The following is a 19,434-nucleotide window of genomic DNA, read 5'->3' as shown; positions in this document are numbered from 1 at the left end:
GAAGCGGCGAGCGGACCCGGCCCATCCTTGCCTCCATGCCGCTCGTGACCCCCGCCGACGTGTCCCACCTGCCCGACTACGCGTACGACTGGGCGCTGGTCGACGTCGAGACGTCCGGACTGGTCGCCCGGCGCGACCGGGTGCTCTCGATCGCGGTGCTGACCTTCGCGCCCGACGGGACGCAGACCGGCGAGTACACGACCCTGCTCGACCCGGGCTGCGACCCGGGGCCGGTGCACGTCCACGGCCTGACGGCGGAGCGGCTGCGCGGCGCCCCGGCCTTCGAGCAGGTGGCCGACCGGATCGGGGCGCTGCTCGACGGCCGCGTCATGGTGGCCCACAACGCCCAGTTCGACTACGACTTCCTCGCCCACGAGTTCGCCCGCGCCCGGCTCCACCTCCCGGTGGCGCGGCGCCTGTGCACGCTGGCCCTGAACCGGCGGGTGGAGCCGCCGGTGGCCGGCCTCAGCCTGGCGTCGCTCGCCGCCTACTACGGCGTCCCGCAGACCAGGGCGCACGACGCGCTGGACGACACCCGCGTCCTCGCCGGGATCTTCCGCTCCTCGCTGGCCGAGGCCGCCCGGCTCGGGGTCCCGCTGCCGCTGGTGGCCTGCCCGCCCCGGCAGGACGCGCGGTTCGCGCCGAAACCGCCGAAGACCCCGTGCGCCTACCGGAACCCGGGGCGGCCCGCGCCCGGCGAACCGCTGGTGCAGGGCGTGAAGATCGCGATCACCGGCGAGACCGCCGCCTCCCGGGCGGAACTGGTGGCCCGGGCCGTCGCCGCCGGTCTGAACGTCATGTCATCGGTCAGCCGGCACACCGGCGTCCTGGTCACCAACGACACCGCGTCCGGCTCGGCGAAGGCCCGGCGGGCGGCCGCGGAGGGCATCACGGTCGTCGACGAACCCACATTCCTCAAGCTGCTGGCGGACGTGCGGCCGGGGACGCCGCACGAGGCGGCGGCGGGGCGGCCGGCCGCGGTGCCCGCGCTGCCCGCCGCTGCCGAGCCCGTCGCGGCTGTCGCGGTTGTCGCCCCTCCGGCCGCCGCTGTCGCCGAGGCGCCCGTGCGGCGGCGGCCCGCCGTCCCGTACGCGGCCAGGCCGTTCGGGCGGCGGCGGGTGCTGGTCCTGGGCGGGACGCACGAAGAGGCGTCCGTGGTGCGGGCCAAGGTGGTCGAGCTGGGCGGGGCGGCCGCGATCAACCTCTCGGCCGGCGTCACCGACGTCGTCCTGCTCGCGGGCGGCGAACGCGACCGCCGGATGGCCCGGGTCACCGCGCTGGGGCTCCCGGTGCACCCGGACGGCTGGCTCGGGGCGTCCCCGGCGGAGCCCGCGGGGGCGGGGACGGCGGAGGCGGAGACGGAGGACGGGGCCGAAGTGCTGCCGCGCGGCGGGGTCATCGACCTGCCGGTCGCCGGTCAGTGGCACGTGGCCGCCTCCTGGGCGCAGCAGGCGTCCTGCGAGATCGACGTCGTCGCGTTCGTGCTGGACGAGGACGAGCAGGTCTCCTGCGACGAGGACTTCGTCTTCTACGGCGCGCCGGAGAGCCCCGACGGGTCCGTCCGGCTGCGCTGCGACGGCCCGACCGAGCAGCGCGTCGCGATCGACCTCGCGGCGCTGCCGCCCGCCGCCCACCGGATCGCGATCGCCGCGGCGATCGACGGCTCCGAGACCTTCGGGGACGTCGGGGCGGTCCAGATCACCCTGGCGCCGGGGGTCGACGCCCCGGCGGTCGCCCAGGCCGCGCTGGACGCCGCCACCAGCGAGCGCACCCTGCTGCTCGCCGAGATCTACCGCCGGGGCGCGCGCTGGCGCTTCCGCGCCGTCGGCCAGGGGTACGACCACGGCCTGGAGCCGCTGGTGCGCGGCTACGGCGTCGAGGTGGAGTAGGCCGGGCCCGCGGGTGTGGATTCGCTTGCGGCGCACGGTGGTCGGAGGTGTTGGCGGATCGAGACGGCCGGCCGGTTTTCGCGGGGGCGCGGGCGGACATGGTGGGGGAGCGGGGGAGCGGCCGGTTTGCGCCCTTGTTGTGCTAGCACCTCGGCGCTAGCTTGAAGTATGGCCAAGAAGCAGCTGAACGTCAGGGTGGACGCGACCACCGCCGAGATGGCCCGCGAGCGGGCGGAGCAGCAGGGGATCAGCATGAACCAGTACATCGAACGGCTGGTGCAGCAGGACATGGGCGAGGCCGGACGCAACTTCGTGGACGCCGCGGCGCAGTTCATGAAGGAGCACGAGGCGGTGTTCCTCGCCGAGTTCGGTTCGCCCAGCGAACTCCAGGACGTGCGCCGTTGAAACTTGAGGTCGACCTCTCGTGGCTGCTCATGACCGCCGAGCAGTACACGCCCGGTGACCCGCAGGTCACCGACTACGGGTCGCTGCTCGCGGCGATCACCAGGCACCAGGCCGAGGTCTTCGACATCGCGGTCTACCCCGAGCCGCAGGACCGGGCGGCGGCGCTGATGCACCAGCTGATCCGGGTGCCCGCGCTGGAGCGCAACAACGAGCTGTTCGCCACCGCCGTGGCCTACGCGTACCTGGTGGCCAGCGGCTGCCGGGTGGCGACCACCGCGCGCGAGGTGCGCAGCCTGGCCCGGGCGATCCGGGAGGGCAAGCTCGGCATCACCGGCGTCGCGGAGCGGCTGGCGATGTGGGTGGTCGACGAGGCCGAGGAGGAAGAGGTCGGCGACGACGGCGAGGAGTGAGGCGTCCCGCCGGGCCGGCCGCAGGCGTCAGGGGTCGGGAGAGCGACGAGGCACCCGCGCGCGGGATACCCTCGACGTTCCCCCGGCCCCTGACCGTTCCCGGGCGCCGACGATCTCCGCGAGGATGCGAGCGAGTTGCTGCAGGACATCGAGCCCTACCTGGTCTGCCCGCACTGCGCCCGCCCGCTGGCGCTGGACGCCCGCACCCTGCGCTGCCCGAACGGGCACGGCTTCGACCAGGCCCGGCAGGGCTACGTGAGCCTGCTGGCGGGCGACGCCAAGACCGGCACCGCCGACACCGCCGACATGGTCGCCGCCCGGGACGCCTTCCTGGCGGCCGGCCACTACGCCCCGCTGGAACGGGCGCTGGCCGCGGCCGCGGCCCCGGTCGCGGCGGCGAGCGGACTGGTCGCCGACCTCGGCGCGGGCACCGGCCACTACCTGGCCCGGGTGCTGGACGCCCGGCCCGGCGCGGCGGGCGCGGCCCTCGACCTGTCCAAGTACGCGCTGCGCCGCGCCGCCAAGGCCCACCCGCGGATCGGCGCCGTGGTCTGCGACGCCTGGCGCCCGCTCCCGCTCCGGGGCGCCGCCGCCGACGTGCTGCTGAACGTCTTCGCGCCGCGCAACGGCCCCGAGATGCGCCGCGTGCTGCGCCCCGGCGGCCGACTCCTGGTGGCCGCCCCGACCGCCCGCCACCTGCGGGAACTGGTCGGCGCGCTCGGCCTGCTCTCGGTCGACGAGGACAAGGAGCAGCGGATCGGACAGAAGCTCGGCCCCTGGTTCACCCCGGTCGACCGCACCGAGGTCGAGTTCACCCTGCGGCTGTCGCGGACGGACGCCGCCGCCGTGGTCGGCATGGGCCCGAGCGCCTGGCACACCGACCCGGCCGCGCTGGCCGCCGCGCTGGCGGAACTGCCCGAACCGGTCGAGGTCACCGGGTCGGTGCTGGTCACCGCCTACGAGTGAGGGCCGGGGCCCACCGAGCGGTCCGGCGCGGTCCGGTCCGGCCCGTACGGGTGAACGGCGCGGTTCCCGCGCGTACGGGTGACGTGCGGGAACGGTGGTGGCGACGGTTGGGACTCGAAGGGGTGAAAGGGCGCGCGGAGAGACGTTTCTGCAGCTCAGGGCGGACCTAGAGTGCTCCGGGTGACCAGCGAAGCCCCCGTGGCCCCACCCTTGGCAGCCGCCACCCGCGAGGTGCGGCCGACCTCCGTACCGGAGGTCAAGCGCCCCACCGTCGAGGAGCTGCGGCTGACCTCCTTCAAGTCCTACCGGCGGGCCGTCCTGCCGATGTCGCCGCTGACCGTGCTGTACGGGCCGTCCGGGGCGGGCAAGTCCAACGCGCTGGACGCGCTGGGCGTGCTCTCCCGGCTCGCCCACGGCGAGGAGATCAAGTCCTCGCTGGACGGCGTCGGCGGCCGCCGCGGCCCGCTCGCCGCCCCGGTCCGCGGCGGACTGGCCGGCTGCGTGCCGCACGGGCGCAACGCGATCATCCTGGGCTGCGCCGTGCGCTCCCGGGCCGGGACGGTCCGGCTCGACGTGGTGGTGCGCACCGACGAACGCGTCCGGATCGCCCGCGAGTCGCTCACCCTGGACGGCCAGACCCTGATGGCCACCGGCGAACAGGACCTCGCCCGCGGCCGGATCAACACCACCTGGCACAACGACTCCCGGCAGGGCGACATCCGCGCCCCGCTGCCCAACGGCAGCCTGATCACCGCCCAGCTCCCGCTGCGGGTCGCCGGGGCGTCCAAGGGCGAACGCAAGGTGCTGGACGCCGCCGAACAACTCCTCACCGCGCTGCGCGAGGTCTTCGCGCTGCACCCCGTGCCCGCCGCGATGCGCGGCTGGGTCCGGCCCGAACCGCAGGCCCGGCTGCACGCCAGCGCCGCCAACGTCTCCGCCGTCCTGCACCGGCTGGAACACGAGTGCCCGCGCCGCTGGGCCCGCCTGCTGCGCGCCGTCCAGGCCGCCGCCCCGCACCCGCTGCTCGGCCTCGGCGTCGCCCAGCGCGGCGAGGGCGAACGGCGGCGGCTGCTCGCCGTCTTCGACGAGGGCGTGCTCGGCCGCACCGGTGCCGACCAGGCCTCCGACGGCATGCTGCGGCTGCTCGCCTTCGCCGCCGTCCTGCTCACCGGCGCCGCCGTCCTCGACGTCGACCCCGCCATCGAAGTGCCCGACGCGCACCGGCAACTGGTGCTGCTCGCCGAGGACCTCGGCGCCGGCCTGGCCACCGAACAGGCCGGCGCCCTGCTGCGGGTGGCCCGCGAGGTCACCGGCAAGAGCGACATCCGGCTGCTCGCCACGCTCCAGGAACCCGGAGCGGCGCTCGGCCTGGACGGCGTCGAACTGGTCGAGTGCCGACGCGATCCGGCCACCGGGCACAGCCTGCTGCGCCGCATCGAACCGGTCGCCAGGGTGCCCGCGCAGGGGACGGCGGCCGGGGAGGCGGCGGGCCTGCCGACGGGCCCGCCGGCCGGGACGGTGCGCGGTGGCGGCGCGGTGGTAGACCTGGGGGAATGAGCGAGCACGAGAACCGGGCCGAGAACCCGGCCGAAGAGCTGACGGTGCCCGAACTGCAGCGGCGGCTGGCCGAGTTCGCGGCCGCCCGGGACTGGCAGCAGTACCACACCCCGAAGAACCTGGTCGCGGCGCTGACCGTGGAGGCCGGCGAACTGCTGGAGATCTTCCAGTGGTTGACGCCCGAACAGGCCGCTGGCGTGATGGCGGACGCGGAGGCGGCACACCGGGTCCACGACGAGGTGGCCGACGTGCTGGCCTACCTGCTCCAGCTCTGCACGGTGCTGGAGGTGGACCCGCTGCAGGCGCTGGCGGAGAAGATCGAGCGCAACGAGAGCAGGTTCCCGGCGCCGTAGCGGTCGGTCGGTTGGCCTGCTGGTTGGCCTGCTGGTTGGCCTGCTGGCTGGTCGGCTGGCTGGCTGGTCGGCTGGCTGGCTGGTCGGTCGGGGTGCCTGGTCGGCAGGGACTGTCCGGATCGATTCCCGGGGGAGCCGGAAATCAGCCGGAATTCCCCCTCCCGGGGGACCCCGGTTGTCCACAGGGCCGGGTTGTCCACAGGGTCGCCGAACTCGTTGGGAGCGGGCCGGGCACCGGCGGCACGCTGATCCCCGTGACCGACCGCCGAAGGACGGCGGCGGTGGACGAGGGGAGCGCTCCATGGACGCGCTGCGACTGATCAAGACCGTTCGGCACGCCCTGGCCGAGGCCCGGACGGCCGGCGACATCCTGCACGAGGCCTGGCAGGCCGGGCTGCTCACCGAGGCGGTCGGAGCCCGGATCGCCGACCACGACGAGGAGGTCTCCGCCACCCTCGGACAACTGCTCGGCGAGGCCGGCGCGCACACCGCGAGCTGCCTGCGCCAGCCGCCCGAACCCGGCCTGGACGACCTGCCCGGCGGCCCGGTCGGGGTGTACCCGGAGTGGACCGGCCCGACGCTGGTCGACCGGTTCGGCACGCTCGGCGAGCTGGAGCCGGTGCTCACCGAACTCGCCCTGCTGCTGGGGGAGATGAACGAGAGCCTGGTGGTGCTCGCCTGCGGGGCCGACACCGAGAGCCTGTACTGGAGCTGCATCGACGGACTGGACGCCGGCTCCGAGTGCCGCGACCTGGTCGCCGGGCTGCTGCGCGAGCAGCGCGGGCCGACCGGTGCGCGGGCCCCGGACGGTGAGCGGGGAGAGCGGGGCGGGCGGGAAGGACCGGAGGGGCCGGAGGAACCGGAGGAGCCGGGAGGAGCGGAGGTGGTGGGCGGGGCCCGGCGGGAGGAGCCGAGGCTCGTGATCCCGCTGGGCCCGCCGGTCCCGGTGGCGCGCGGCGCTCAGCTGCGGGGCGATCCGTCGACCGGGGCGTCCTGCCCGCCGCGGGAGGCGGAGGAGCGCAGGTCGGAGTCGAGTCCGGCCAGGTCGGTGTTGATCGAGGCGAGCAGCTCCTGCATCTGCTCCAGCAGCGACTTCGAGGTCGCGGGCGCGCCGCCCGCGGCGGTGTCCGCGGTGTCCGCGGCGGGCGGCTCGGTCCAGGGCTCGGACATGAGGGGGCCCCTTCAACTCGGTGGTGCGGTGTGAGGCGCCGGGGGTCGGCGCCGCCGGTCCAACGAGTTCCCGCCGCGCGCGGTCACCCCGGACCACCCGTTGAGGTCCAACCCGCGGGCCCGGTCAGCCCCAGGAGTGAGCCGAGTTTGCGGGGCCCGCCCCCGCTCGGCTACGGCACCCGGTCGGTCGACCACGCGTGCGTGCGTGTGCGTGCGTCGAGGCCCCGGCCGGGGCGGGAGTGGAGTCGGAGCGTCGGAAGCGGGAAAGCCGGACGGCCGGGCTGCTGGGGAGCAGGCACCGGCCGTCCGGGGAGAACCACCTGACAGGAGGTCAGTTGTGCGAGTGCAGGTCCGCGTTCAGACCGCCCCACGAACCGGAGCGGGCGATCACCTCGACCGCGCCGGTCTGCGAGTTGCGGCGGAACAGCAGGTTGTCCTGGCCGGACAGCTCCACCGCCTTGGCCACCGAGCCGTCCGGCGCGGTGACCCGGGTGCCGGCGGTGACGTACAGGCCGGCCTCGACCACGCAGTCGTTGCCGAGCGAGATGCCGATGCCCGCGTTGGCGCCCAGCAGGCAGCGCTCGCCCACCGAGACGACCTGCTTGCCGCCACCGGACAGGGTGCCCATGATCGAGGCGCCGCCGCCGATGTCGCTGTGGTCGCCCACGACGACACCCGCGCTGATCCGGCCCTCGACCATCGAGGTGCCCAGGGTGCCGGCGTTGAAGTTGACGAAGCCCTCGTGCATCACCGTGGTGCCCTCGGCCAGGTGCGCGCCCAGGCGCACCCGGTCGGCGTGGGCGATCCGGACGCCGGACGGCGCCACGTAGTCGGTCATCCGGGGGAACTTGTCGATGCCGTACAGGGCGAGCTGCCCGCCCTGGGCGCGCACCGCCAGCCGGGCCTGCTCCACGTTGGCGACCGGGGTCGGGCCGATCGACGTCCAGGCGACGTTCGCCAGCAGGCCGAAGAGGCCGTCCAGGTTCTGGCCGTGCGGCTTCACCAGGCGGGCGGAGAGCAGGTGCAGCCGGAGGTAGACGTCGTGCGCGTCCAGCGGCTTCTCGTCCAGGGAGGAGATCACGGTGCGCACCGCCACCACCTCGACGCCGCGCCGGGCGTCGGTGCGGAGCGCCTCGGCGGCGCCCGGGCCGAGCGCCCGCTCGGCCTCCTCGGCGCTCAGCCGGGCGGTGCCGGACGGGCCCGGAGCGGCGGCCAGCTCGGGCGCGGGGAACCAGGTGTCGAGGACGGTGCCGTCGGCGGCGATGGTCGCCAGGCCGGCGGCCACCGCGCCGCTTGCGGGAGTGGAGGTTTCAGCAGTCACATCCCGCACCGTAACCAATCGGGCCGAGGACTGACCAACACGCTCACCGGGCGGACGAAACCTGATGGCCCCGTACCGGCCCGCGAGTCATACTCGACCGGGTGTTCGTATCGATCTCCACTACCGGCACCGCCGAGAACCCCGCCTCCGACCTGGGCTTCCTGCTGCACAAGCATCCTGACAAGGTGCAGCGGTTCGCCACCACGCACGGCACCGCGCACGTCTTCTACCCCGAGAGCGGGGAGCAGGTCTGCACGGCCGCGCTGCTGCTGGAGGTCGACCCCGCCGCGCTGCTCCGCCAGGGGCGCGGCAAGGGCCGGTCCGGCTCGCCCGACCACGCGCTCGCCCAGTACGTCAACGACCGCCCGTACGCCGCCTCCTCGCTGCTCGCGGTGGCGCTGCGCACGGTCTACCGGTCCGCGATGAAGGGCGAGTGCGTGCACCGCCCCGAGCTGCCCGGTCGGGCCATCCCGCTGCGGATCGGACTGCCCGCCGTCCCGGTGGCCGGTGCGGAGGGACCCGAGCTGGTGGAGCGGCTGTTCGCCCCGTTGGGCTGGCAGGTCGACGCGCGGCCCGTCCCGCTCGACGAAGCCTTCCCCGAGTGGGGCGACTCCCGGTACGTCCGGCTCGAACTGACCGGCACCCTGCGGCTCGCCGACGCGCTGCAGCACCTCTACGTGCTGCTGCCCGTCCTCGACGGGTCCAAGCACTACTGGGTCGCCCCCGACGAGGTCGACAAGCTGCTCGCGGCCGGCCAGGGCTGGCTCGCCGACCACCCCGAACAGGCCCTGATCGCCCGCCGCTACCTCTCCCGCCGCTGGTCGCTGACCAGGCTCGCGATGGAACGCCTCGCCCTGGCCCGCCTGGCCGAGGCCGACGACCGCGAGGCCGAGGAGATCGACAACGCCGTCCCGGACGTCCCGGAGGCTCCGGAGGTCGGGGAGGCAGGGGAGGCCGGGGAGGCGGTGGAAGGCGTCGAGGGCGCGGAGGCCGGGCCGGCCGGGCCCGCCGAGACGGTCGGCCCGGCCGCGGACGCCGAGCGCGGCGGGTCGCTGGCCGCGCAGCGGCGGGCGGCGATCCTGGCGGCGCTGGCCCGCACCGGCGCGGCCAGGGTGCTCGACCTGGGCTGCGGGCAGGGCGAGTTGGTGGGCGCGCTGCTCAAGGAGCCGCGGGTCACCGAGGTGCTCGGTGTCGACGTGTCCTCCCGCGCGCTGACGATCGCCGCCCGCCGGCTCCGGCTGGACCGGCTGCCGGAGCGCCAGGCCCGCCGGGTCAAGCTGGTCCAGGGCGCGCTGACGTACACCGACGCCCGGTTGAAGGGGTACGACGCGGCGGTGCTGTGCGAGGTCGTCGAGCACCTGGACCTGCCCCGGCTGCCCGCGCTGGAGTACGCGGTGTTCGGTGCGGCCCGGCCCGCCGCGGTCGTGGTCACCACCCCGAACGCCGAGTACAACGTGCGCTGGGAGACCCTGCCCGCCGGGCGGATGCGGCACGACGACCACCGCTTCGAGTGGAGCCGCGCCGAGTTCGCGGCCTGGGCGCGCCAGGTCGCCGGGACGTACGGGTACACCGTCGACCTCGAACCGGTCGGCCCGCTCGACCCCGAGGTCGGGGCGCCCACCCAGCTCGCCCACTTCCGCCTCGCCGCCGAGGCGGCGGACACCCCTGAAGCCACCACCACCGCCCCGGAAGGGAGCGCCCACCGATGAGCACCGAAACCCCGGAGACGACCCCCGACCGGGCGGGTCGCCGACTGCCCGTCACCGACGTCTCGCTGGTGGTGCTGATCGGCAGCACCGGCTCCGGCAAGTCCAGCTTCGCCCGCAAGCACTTCAAGCCCACCGAGGTGGTCTCCTCCGACTTCTGCCGGGGCCTGGTCGCCGACGACGAGAACGACCAGTCCGCCTCCGCCGACGCCTTCGACGTGCTGCACTACATCGTCGGCAAGCGGCTCGCGGCGGGCCGGCGCACCGTGGTCGACGCCACCAACGTCCAGGACCACGCCCGCCGGGCGCTGGTCGCGATCGCCCGGGAGCACCACGTGCTGCCGATCGCCATCGTGCTGGACGTCCCGGCCGAGGTGTGCGCCGAGCGCAACCGGGCCCGGCCGGACCGGCAGCTGCCCGCGCACGTGATCCCCCGCCACCAGCGGGACCTGCGCCGTTCGCTGCGCGGGCTGGAGCGCGAGGGCTTCCGCAAGGTGCACGTGCTGCGCGGCGTCGAGGAGGTCGAGCACGCCGAGATCGTCCCGGAGAAGCGGTTCAACGACCTGCGGCACCTGACCGGCCCGTTCGACATCGTCGGCGACATCCACGGCTGCCGTTCCGAGCTGGAGACCCTGCTCGGCCGGCTCGGCTACGCGGTCACCCGCGACGAGCAGGGGCGCGCCGTCGACGCCGCGCACCCCGAGGGCCGCACCGCGGTGTTCGTCGGCGACCTGGTCGACCGCGGCCCGGACACGCCGGGCGTGCTGCGCCTGGTGATGGGCATGGTCGGGGCCGGCCACGCCCTCTGCGTCCCCGGCAACCACGAGAACAAGCTGGGCCGCTGGATGGGCGGCCGCAAGGTCACCGTCTCGCACGGCCTGCGGGAGTCGATCGACCAGCTGTCCGCCGAGAGCGACGAGTTCCGGGCCCGGGTCCGGGAGTTCATGCGCGGCCTGGTCAGCCACTACCTGCTGGACGGCGGCGCGCTGGTGGTCTGCCACGCCGGCCTGCCGGAGAAGTACCACGGCCGGGCCTCCGGCCGGGTCCGCTCGCACGCGCTGTACGGCGACACCACCGGCGAGACCGACGAGTACGGCCTGCCGGTGCGCTACCCGTGGGCCGAGGAGTACCGCGGCCGCGCCCTGGTGGTCTACGGCCACACCCCGGTGCCGGTGGCGAGCTTCCTCAACAACACCATCTGCCTGGACACCGGCTGCGTGTTCGGCGGCAGCCTGACCGCGCTGCGCTACCCGGAGCGGGAGGTCGTCGCCGTCCCGGCCGAGCGGGAGTGGTACGAGCCGGTCCGCCCGATGCGCACCGACGCGCCCGGCGGCCGCGAGGGCCGCCCGCTCGACCTGGCCGACGTGGCCGGCCGCCGGGTGGTGGAGACCGCCAGGCTCGGCAACGTCGCCGTCCGGGAGGAGAACGCCGCCGCCGCGCTGGAGGTGATGAGCCGCTTCGCGCTCGACCCGCGGCTGCTCGCCTACCTGCCGCCCACCATGGCCCCCTCGCCGACCGCCCGGCGCGAGGGCCTGCTGGAACACCCGGAGGAGGCGTTCCTCGCCTACCGGCAGGACGGGGTGCGGCAGTTGGTCTGCGAGGAGAAGCACATGGGCTCGCGGGCCGTCGTCCTGGTCGCCCGGGACGAGGCCGCCCTGGACAAGCGCTTCGGCCTGCCCGGCCCCGGCGCGATCTGGACCAGGACCGGCCGGGCCTTCCTCGACGACCGGCAGCTCACCGACGCGGTCCTCGACCGGGTCCGGGCCGCCGCCGAGGACACCGGCCTGTTCGACGAACTCGGCACCGGCTGGCTGCTGCTGGACGCCGAGCTGATGCCCTGGTCGCTCAAGGCGGTCGAGCTGCTGCGCCGCCAGTACGCCGCCGTCGGCGCGGCCGCCGGCGCCGCCCTGCCCACCGCGCTCGACGCCCTCTCCCGGGCCGCCGCCCGCGGGCTGGACGTGGCGGAGCTGACCGGCCTCCAGCAGGAGCGCGCCGCCGACGCCCGGGCCTTCGTCGAGGCGTACCAGCGCTACTGCTGGCCGACCGAGGGCCTCGACGGCATCCGGCTGGCCCCGTTCCAGCTGCTCGCCGCCGAGGGTGCCAACCTCGCGCTGCGCCCGCACACCGAGCACCTCGCGCTGATCGACCGGCTGGTCGACGCCGACCGGCGGCGCGCGGAGGAGGCGGGCGGCGCGCCGGTGCTGCACCGCACCGGGCGGATGGCGGTCGACACCGAGGACGAGGACTCGATCGCCGCCGCCGTCGCCTGGTGGGAGGAGCTGACCGCGGCCGGCGGCGAGGGCATGGTGGTCAAGCCGGTCGAGCCGATCCACCGGGACGGCTCCGGGCGGCTGGTCCAGCCCGGGTTGAAGGTCCGCGGCCGCGAGTACCTGCGGATCATCTACGGCCCGGACTACACCCGGCAGTTGGACCGGCTGCGCCAGCGCTCGCTCGGCCACAAGCGCTCGCTCGCCCTGCGCGAGTACGCGCTCGGCCTGGAAGCGCTGGACCGGCTGGCGGCCGGCGAGCCGCTGTGGCGGGTGCACGAGGCGGTGTTCGCGGTGCTGGCCCTGGAGTCCGAGCCGGTCGACCCCCGGCTCTGACGCCCGGGGCGCCCGGGACGCCCGGGACGTTCGGTGTCGAACCCCGGCACCGGACCCCGTGCCCGGGCCCGGGTCGCGTGTCGGCCATCAAAGTGTTGCATGAATATTCGACTACTCGTATACACTTCCTCTCTCAGTCCGTTGATCGACCCAGGAGACCGGTATGGCGTTCAACCTCCGGAACAGGCACTTCCTCAAGGAGCTCGACTTCACTCCCCAGGAGTTCCGGCACCTGGTCGACCTGGCGGCCCAGCTGAAGGCGGCCAAGTACGCGGGCACCGAGCAGCCCCGGCTGCGCGGCAAGAACATCGCGTTGATCTTCGCCAAGACCTCCACCCGGACCCGCTGCGCCTTCGAGGTGGCCGCCCACGACCAGGGCGCGTCCACCACCTACCTGGACCCGGCCGGGTCGCAGATGGGGCACAAGGAGTCGATCAAGGACACCGCGCGGGTGCTGGGCCGGATGTTCGACGGCATCGAGTACCGCGGCGACGGGCAGGAGATCATCGAGGAGCTGGCCGCGCACGCGGGCGTCCCGGTCTGGAACGGCCTGACCGACGAGTGGCACCCCACCCAGCTGCTGGCCGACGTGCTGACCATCCAGGAGCACTCCGCCAAGCCGCTGAGCGAGACCACCCTGGTCTACCTCGGCGACGCCCGCTTCAACATGGGCAACTCGATCCTGGTCACCGGCGCGCTGCTGGGCATGGACATCCGGATCGTCGCGCCGGCCTCGCTCTGGCCCGCCGAGGAGGTCCGCAAGGCGGCCGAGTCGCTGGCCGAGGCCAGCGGCGCCCGGATCACCCTCACCGAGGACGTGGCGGCCGGCGTCGCGGGGGCGGACTTCCTCTACACCGACGTCTGGGTCTCGATGGGCGAGCCCAAGGAGGTCTGGGCCGAGCGGATCGCGCTGCTCAAGCCCTACCAGGTCTCGATGGAGACGGTGCGCGCCACCGGGAACCCGGCGGTCAAGTTCCTGCACTGCCTGCCCGCGTTCCACGACCTGGGCACCGAGGTCGGCCGGCAGATGCACGAGCTCACCGGCATGTCCGAGCTGGAGTGCACCGACGAGCTGTTCGAGTCCGACCACTCCGTGGTCTTCGACCAGGCCGAGAACCGGCTGCACACCATCAAGGCCGTGATGGTGGCGACTCTCGGCTCCTGACCGCGGCCGGAGCGGGCCCGGAACACCGGCCTGCGGCACCGACCGCCGCAGCACCCACCACCACGGCCTGGTCACCGCGGTCCGGCCGCCGCAGCGGTCACGGACGCCCGCCGGGCCACCGCCCCGGCGGGCGTCCGCGCGCCCGCGCACGGGCGGGGCCTCAGAAGTCGACGTCCACGCAGGCCGCGCGGTCGCCCGGGGCGTGCGGCCCGGCCGGGTTGCCCGCGTGCAGCACCAGCGAGTGCGCCTCGCCGGGCCGGAACTCCCACGGGACGGTCGCCGAGGCGCTGCCGGCCCCGCCCGGGTCGGTCCGCAGCGTCATCCGCACCTCGTTGTCGGGGGCGTCCGACCCCGGCACCTGCTGGTAGTGCGGTCCGGAGGCCGCCGGGTCGGCGCCGCAGGAGCCGGTGTGCACGTGCGCCGGGAACTCGTGCGGGCCGGCCACCCCGGCGAGCTCCACCGTGACGGAGGTGTGCCCGGCCGCCCGGCCGACCGTCACCCGCACCTGCGAGCCGTACGGGACCAGGTCGGGCGCGTGGGTGATCGCCCGTGCCGGGACGATGCCGTCCGCCCGGTCGAAGCGGGCGTCCACCACCCGGTCGACCCCCGGCGCGACCGGGCCGCCGGACCCCGCCGGGAGCTGGGCGCCGGGCGGGCCGACCGGCAGCAGGGCGAGCGGCACCAACAGCGCACCGGCAGCGGAGGACAGGGGCATCGCGGACCTTCCGACGGACTGGCAGGACGACACCCGCCACGGTGGCCGCCCCCGCCCGCCCGCGCACGCCGCCGTGCCGCGCCGCCGCCCGCAGTCACCCGTACGGGAACCGCGTTCGAACGGGGTGCGGCCCGGCGGTGTGCGCGGGGCGCGGGGCGCGAACGGCGTGTGGGCGGTGCGGGTTCAGTCCGCCGCGGGGATGCCGCGGATCTCGCAGCGCGGTCCGCTGGCGCGCATCAGGCGGAGGTCGGCGGTGACCAGCGGGGCGCCGTGGAGTTCGGCGACCGCGACGTAGGCGGCGTCGTCCGGGGTCAGGTTGTCCTTGAGCTCCCAGATCCGGCCGAGCAGCGGGGCGACCTCCACCTTGCGGATGGCCAACCCGGGCAGCCGGCGGGTGAGTTCGGCGACCTCCTCGGCCGTCAGCTGCTTGGCGAGGTACAGGCCGCGCAGCGACTGCATCACCTCGATCACCACGTGCTCGGGCGCCACCCACTCGGGGTCGGCGGCCAGCAGCGCCCGGGCGGCGTCGCCCCGGGGTCCACGGTCGGAGAGCGACAGCACCACTGCGGAGGCATCCACCACGATCACCCGCCCACCGTAGCCCGGTCACCGCCCCGCGCCGCCGCCGGGGCCGACCCCGCTGGCGGTGGTGCCCGGCGGCAGGGTGAGGGCGGGGGAGGGGTGTGCGGACGACGGGACGGCGGTGGCCTCCGCGGCCTGTTTGCGGGCCCGGGCCCGGGCCCGGTCCTCCTCGGTGGGCGGCAGCGTGCAGAGGGACACCGCGATCTTGTGCAGGGCGTCCCGTTCCAGTGGCGGGGCGCCGTGGCCGTCCGGGCCGGTGGCGGTCAGGACGATCCGGGCGCCGTGCCGGTCGGCCAGGTCCGCCCGGTAGACGACCTGGTCGTCCTTGCCCGGCAGGGCGAGGATCACCCCGCTGACGTCCTGCTCGGTGACCGGGGCGCAGACCTCGGTGGCCGCGCGGTCGTCGCAGTCGCGCTCCCAGCCCTGGCCGGTGGGGAGTTCGGCGGGCCGGAGCAGTCGGACCTCGATCGTCCCGGCGTCCGTGCCGGACGCCCGGTGGAACCGGGCCCGGACCGAGGACTCGGGCGGGCCGTCCGGGCCGCTGCCGTCCTCGGACCAGTCGTCCAGCAGCAACTCGGCCGGCAGGTGCGCCAGCAGCGCGTCGAGCAGCGCGGGCCGGGCCGGGCCGGTCGGGCCGGTCGGGCCGGTGGAGGCGGCCGGGACGGCGGCCGGGGCGCCGGGTCCGGCCGCGGTGACGCCGGGCCGGCCGGGCGCGGCGGGCCGCAGCAGCAGCCCGCCGCCGACCGCCAGCACGGCGACCACGGCGACCGCCCCGCCGAGCGCGAACCGCCGCCGCAGCCGGATGGCCCGCCCCTCGGCGGTGGCCCCGGCGACCAGCAGGCCGAGGTCGGGCGCGCTGTCCCCGACCGCCCGCACGAAGACGTCGCTCAGCTCCTGCTCTGGCATCGGGGTCTCTCGCTTTCTCACGGGCGGTGCGGTGCGGTGCGGTGCGGTCGTTACGAGGGGGCTCACGGCACCAGGCTGTCCAGGTGCGGTGCGAGCTGCCGGCGCAGCCTGGTCAGGGCCCGCAGGGCGCGGACCCGGACGGTGCCGGGGGAGAGCTGGAGCTCGGCGGCGGTCTCGTCGACGCTCCGGTCCTCCCAGTAGCGCAGCACCAGCACGGCCCGGTCCCGGGGCGGCAGTTCGGCGAGCGCGGCGAGCAGGGCGACCCGCAGCGCGGGGTCGTGGTCGGGGGCGGCCTGCTCGGGGATGCTGTCCAGGACGGGCAGTTCGGTGCTGCGGCGCAGCCGCCGGTGCGAGAGGTAGCAGCGGACCAGCACGGTGCGGGCGTACGCGGCGGGGCTGTCGGCGTGCTTGACCCGGTTCCAGGAGGCGTAGATCCGGGCGAGGGCGGTCTGGGTGAGGTCCTCGGCGAGGTGCCAGTCGCCGCACAGCAGCAGTGCGGTGCGGAACAGCGCGGCGCCCCGGGAGTGCGCGAACTCCTCGAACTCGCGCCGCTCCTCGGCCGCCCTGCGCCGTCCCACCGCCACCCGCGCGCCCCTGTCGCCGTCCGTCGTCGCCCGCTGTCGGCGTCCGCTGTCGTCCGCGTGTCGCCCCGCTGTCGTCCGCCGCCGTGCCGGGTGTTCTCGGGCCCGGCCGTGCACGCGTCCCCGCCCACAAGGACAGACGCGCGAGGCGGCCGGTTGCGTTGCGCCCCGGTCGTGCGCGGGGGGTCGGGGGGTGCACCCTGGTGGGGCGAGCCGGTGGAGTGCGGGCGGACCCCATGCACTATGGTTTATCTCGACATCGAGATACATTCCGCGTTACGCTTTATCTTGACGTCAAGATACTTGCCGAGGGTTACAGGCCCCCATCACATCGGCTCGGTAAGCGACAGCAGGCAGGTTAGCTAAGGCTTACCTTATCACCGGGTGGACCAAGAAGGAGTCAGTCGTGTCCGCGAACAGCTTCGACGCCCGCAGCTCGCTGCAGGTGGGCGACGAGTCGTACGAGATCTTCAAGCTCTCCGCCGTCGAGGGTGCCGAGCGGCTGCCGTACAGCCTCAAGGTCCTGCTGGAGAACCTGCTCCGCACCGAGGACGGCGCCAACATCACCGCCGACCACATCCGCGCCCTCGGCGGCTGGGACCCGACGGCCGAGCCGTCCGAGGAGATCCAGTTCACCCCGGCGCGCGTGATCATGCAGGACTTCACCGGCGTGCCCTGCGTGGTCGACCTGGCCACCATGCGCGAGGCCGTGAAGGAGCTGGGCGGCGACCCGTCCAAGATCAACCCGCTTGCGCCGGCCGAGCTGGTCATCGACCACTCCGTCATCGCCGACAAGTTCGGCACCCCGGACGCCTTCGTCCAGAACGTCGAGATCGAGTACGGCCGCAACAAGGAGCGCTACCAGTTCCTGCGCTGGGGCCAGACCGCGTTCGACGAGTTCAAGGTCGTCCCGCCCGGCACCGGCATCGTCCACCAGGTCAACATCGAGCACCTGGCCCGCACCGTCATGGTCCGCAACGGCCAGGCGTACCCCGACACCTGCGTCGGCACCGACTCGCACACCACCATGGTCAACGGCCTGGGCGTGCTGGGCTGGGGCGTCGGCGGCATCGAGGCCGAGGCCGCGATGCTCGGCCAGCCGGTCTCGATGCTCATCCCGCGGGTGGTCGGCTTCAAGCTGAACGGCCAGCTCCCGGCCGGCACCACCGCCACCGACCTGGTGCTCACCATCACCGAGATGCTGCGCAAGCACGGTGTGGTCGGCAAGTTCGTCGAGTTCTACGGCGAGGGCGTCACCGCGATCCCGCTGGCGAACCGCGCCACCATCGGCAACATGTCGCCGGAGTTCGGCTCGACCTGCGCGATCTTCCCGATCGACGCCGAGACCATCAACTACCTCAAGCTCACCGGCCGCGACGAGCAGCAGCTCGCCCTGGTCGAGGCGTACGCCAAGGAGCAGGGCCTCTGGCACGACCCGTCGGTCGAGCCGGTCTACTCCGAGTACCTGGAGCTGGACGTCTCCACCGTCGTCCCGTCGATCTCCGGCCCGAAGCGCCCGCAGGACCGCGTGGTCCTGGCCGAGGCCGCGCAGAAGTTCGCCGAGGCGCTGCCGACCTACTCGGCCGAGGCGTCGAAGCCGACCACCGTCACCTCCCCCGACGGTTCGAGCTACCAGATCGACAACGGCGCGGTCGTGATCGCCTCGATCACCTCCTGCACCAACACCTCCAACCCCTCCGTCATGCTGGGCGCCGCCCTGCTGGCGAAGAAGGCCGTGGAGAAGGGCCTGCACGTCAAGCCCTGGGTCAAGACCACCCTGGCGCCCGGCTCCAAGGTCGTCATGGACTACTACGAGAAGGCCGGCCTGCTCCCGTACATGGAGAAGCTGGGCTTCAACCTGGTCGGCTACGGCTGCGTCACCTGCATCGGCAACTCGGGCCCGCTGCCCGAGGAGGTCTCCGCCGCGGTGAACGAGTCGGACCTCGCGGTCGTCTCGGTGCTCTCCGGCAACCGCAACTTCGAGGGCCGGATCAACCCGGACGTCAAGATGAACTACCTGGCCTCCCCGCCGCTGGTGGTCGCCTACGCCCTGGCCGGCAACATGAACGTCGACATCACCCGGGACGCCCTGGGTCAGGACGCGGACGGCAACGACGTGTTCCTCGCCGACATCTGGCCGTCCGAGCAGGAGGTCGCCGACACCGTCGCCGGCTCCATCGACGAGGCCATGTTCGACAAGGGCTACCAGGACGTCTTCGCCGGCGACCACCGCTGGCAGTCGCTCCCGGTCCCGACCGGCAACACCTTCGAGTGGGACGCCGAGTCGACCTACGTCCGCAAGCCCCCGTACTTCGAGGGCATGGCCAAGACCCCGAGCCCGGTGACCGACATCTCCGGCGCCCGCGTGCTGGCCAAGCTGGGCGACTCGGTCACCACCGACCACATCTCCCCGGCCGGCAACATCAAGCCGGGCACCCCGGCGGCGCAGTACCTCACCGAGCACGGGGTGGAGAAGCGCGACTTCAACTCCTACGGCTCGCGCCGCGGCAACCACGAGGTGATGATCCGCGGCACCTTCGCCAACATCCGCCTGCGCAACCAGATCGCGGAGGGCACCGAGGGCGGCTACACCCGCGACTTCACCCAGGCCGACGCGCCGGTGTCGTTCATCTACGACGCCTCGCAGAACTACCAGGCCGCGGGCATCCCGCTGGTGGTCCTGGCGGGCAAGGAGTACGGCTCCGGCTCGTCCCGCGACTGGGCGGCCAAGGGCACCGCGCTGCTCGGCGTGAAGGCCGTCATCGCCGAGTCCTACGAGCGCATCCACCGCTCGAACCTGATCGGCATGGGCGTCCTGCCGCTGCAGTTCCCGGCCGGCGAGAACGCCGACTCGCTGGGCCTGACCGGCGAGGAGACCTTCGACTTCACCGGTGTCACCGAGCTGAACGAGGGCCGCACGCCGAAGACCGTCAAGGTCAAGGCCGTCGCCGCGGCGGGCAACACCGTCGAGTTCGACGCCGTCGTGCGCATCGACACCCCCGGCGAGGCGGACTACTACCGCAACGGCGGCATCCTGCAGTACGTGCTGCGCAGCCTCATCGGCTGACGGAACGACACGTCACAGGCCGCACCACCCCCGCGCGG

The 19,434-nt window shown here is 74.3% G+C and carries 16 protein-coding genes; 11 read left to right on the top strand and 5 right to left on the bottom strand.

The window, feature by feature from the left end; genetic code table 11:
• The first annotated feature begins 35 nt into the window (after nt 1-35).
• The 7 genes from KSE_RS13055 (at nt 36) to KSE_RS42795 (ending at nt 6,784) form a co-directional block, all read left to right on the top strand.
• Entirely contained in the window at nt 36-1,889 is a 1,854-nt protein-coding gene (locus KSE_RS13055) for a TerD family protein (RefSeq protein ID WP_014135784.1), read from the top strand.
• 168 nt (nt 1,890-2,057) lie between these two features.
• Complete coding sequence (locus KSE_RS13050) at nt 2,058-2,294, top strand: toxin-antitoxin system HicB family antitoxin (protein ID WP_014135783.1); 237 nt, start codon at nt 2,058-2,060, stop codon at nt 2,292-2,294.
• Entirely contained in the window at nt 2,291-2,704 is a 414-nt protein-coding gene (locus KSE_RS13045; RefSeq protein WP_014135782.1) for a hypothetical protein, read from the top strand. The genes KSE_RS13050 and KSE_RS13045 overlap by 4 nt, the downstream gene beginning before the upstream one ends.
• Nucleotides 2,705-2,839: 135 nt before the next feature.
• Entirely contained in the window at nt 2,840-3,670 is an 831-nt protein-coding gene (locus tag KSE_RS13040) for a putative RNA methyltransferase (RefSeq protein ID WP_014135781.1), read from the top strand.
• 180 nt (nt 3,671-3,850) lie between these two features.
• Nucleotides 3,851-5,227, top strand: a complete 1,377-nt coding sequence (locus tag KSE_RS13035; protein ID WP_148283093.1) for an AAA family ATPase — start codon at nt 3,851-3,853, stop codon at nt 5,225-5,227.
• Nucleotides 5,224-5,580, top strand: a complete 357-nt coding sequence (locus KSE_RS13030; RefSeq protein ID WP_014135779.1) for a nucleotide pyrophosphohydrolase — start codon at nt 5,224-5,226, stop codon at nt 5,578-5,580. Before KSE_RS13035 ends, KSE_RS13030 begins: the two co-directional genes overlap by 4 nt.
• Nucleotides 5,581-5,881: 301 nt before the next feature.
• Nucleotides 5,882-6,784 (top strand): DUF6099 family protein, encoded by a 903-nt coding sequence (locus tag KSE_RS42795; RefSeq protein WP_014135778.1) that lies wholly within the window; start codon nt 5,882-5,884, stop codon nt 6,782-6,784.
• A gap of 297 nt (nt 6,785-7,081) precedes the next feature.
• On the opposite strand, the gene dapD is transcribed toward KSE_RS42795, so the two are convergent.
• Nucleotides 7,082-8,071: a 2,3,4,5-tetrahydropyridine-2,6-dicarboxylate N-succinyltransferase gene (gene dapD, locus KSE_RS13020; protein ID WP_014135777.1), complete on the bottom strand. Its 990-nt coding sequence runs from the start codon at nt 8,069-8,071 to the stop codon at nt 7,082-7,084.
• Between the two features lie 101 nt (nt 8,072-8,172).
• Between dapD and KSE_RS13015 the strand changes: the two genes are divergently transcribed.
• From KSE_RS13015 to argF, 3 genes are all read left to right on the top strand, one after another.
• Complete coding sequence (locus tag KSE_RS13015) at nt 8,173-9,780, top strand: 3' terminal RNA ribose 2'-O-methyltransferase Hen1 (protein WP_014135776.1); 1,608 nt, start codon at nt 8,173-8,175, stop codon at nt 9,778-9,780.
• On the top strand, nt 9,777-12,380 hold the full coding sequence (locus KSE_RS13010; protein WP_014135775.1) for a polynucleotide kinase-phosphatase: 2,604 nt from the start codon (nt 9,777-9,779) through the stop codon (nt 12,378-12,380). The genes KSE_RS13015 and KSE_RS13010 overlap by 4 nt, the downstream gene beginning before the upstream one ends.
• A 163-nt stretch (nt 12,381-12,543) precedes the next feature.
• Nucleotides 12,544-13,545: an ornithine carbamoyltransferase gene (gene argF, locus KSE_RS13005; protein WP_014135774.1), complete on the top strand. Its 1,002-nt coding sequence runs from the start codon at nt 12,544-12,546 to the stop codon at nt 13,543-13,545.
• Nucleotides 13,546-13,705: 160 nt separating this feature from the next.
• Here the strand turns inward: argF and KSE_RS13000 are convergent, their stop codons facing one another.
• The 4 genes from KSE_RS13000 to KSE_RS12985 all read right to left on the bottom strand — a co-directional run bounded on the left by KSE_RS13000 (nt 13,706) and on the right by KSE_RS12985 (nt 16,332).
• On the bottom strand, nt 13,706-14,260 hold the full coding sequence (locus KSE_RS13000; protein WP_014135773.1) for a hypothetical protein: 555 nt from the start codon (nt 14,258-14,260) through the stop codon (nt 13,706-13,708).
• A gap of 183 nt (nt 14,261-14,443) precedes the next feature.
• A complete protein-coding gene (locus KSE_RS12995) occupies nt 14,444-14,848 on the bottom strand; it encodes a type II toxin-antitoxin system VapC family toxin (RefSeq protein ID WP_014135772.1) in 405 nt (134 codons plus the stop codon).
• 18 nt (nt 14,849-14,866) lie between these two features.
• Nucleotides 14,867-15,748: a hypothetical protein gene (locus KSE_RS45780; RefSeq protein ID WP_014135771.1), complete on the bottom strand. Its 882-nt coding sequence runs from the start codon at nt 15,746-15,748 to the stop codon at nt 14,867-14,869.
• Nucleotides 15,749-15,810: 62 nt separating this feature from the next.
• A complete protein-coding gene (locus KSE_RS12985; RefSeq protein WP_014135770.1) occupies nt 15,811-16,332 on the bottom strand; it encodes a SigE family RNA polymerase sigma factor in 522 nt (173 codons plus the stop codon).
• Nucleotides 16,333-16,735: 403 nt separating this feature from the next.
• On the opposite strand from KSE_RS12985, the gene acnA reads away from it, so the two are divergent.
• On the top strand, nt 16,736-19,396 hold the full coding sequence (acnA, locus tag KSE_RS12980; protein WP_014135769.1) for an aconitate hydratase AcnA: 2,661 nt from the start codon (nt 16,736-16,738) through the stop codon (nt 19,394-19,396).
• Nucleotides 19,397-19,434: the final 38 nt, after the last annotated feature.

Origin of the sequence: Kitasatospora setae KM-6054 (assembly GCF_000269985.1) — a bacterium.
Classification (GTDB): Bacteria; Actinomycetota; Actinomycetes; order Streptomycetales; family Streptomycetaceae; genus Kitasatospora; species Kitasatospora setae.
The sequence above is the reverse complement of the archived record's forward strand: the minus strand, read 5'-3'. Positions and strand labels throughout refer to the sequence as shown.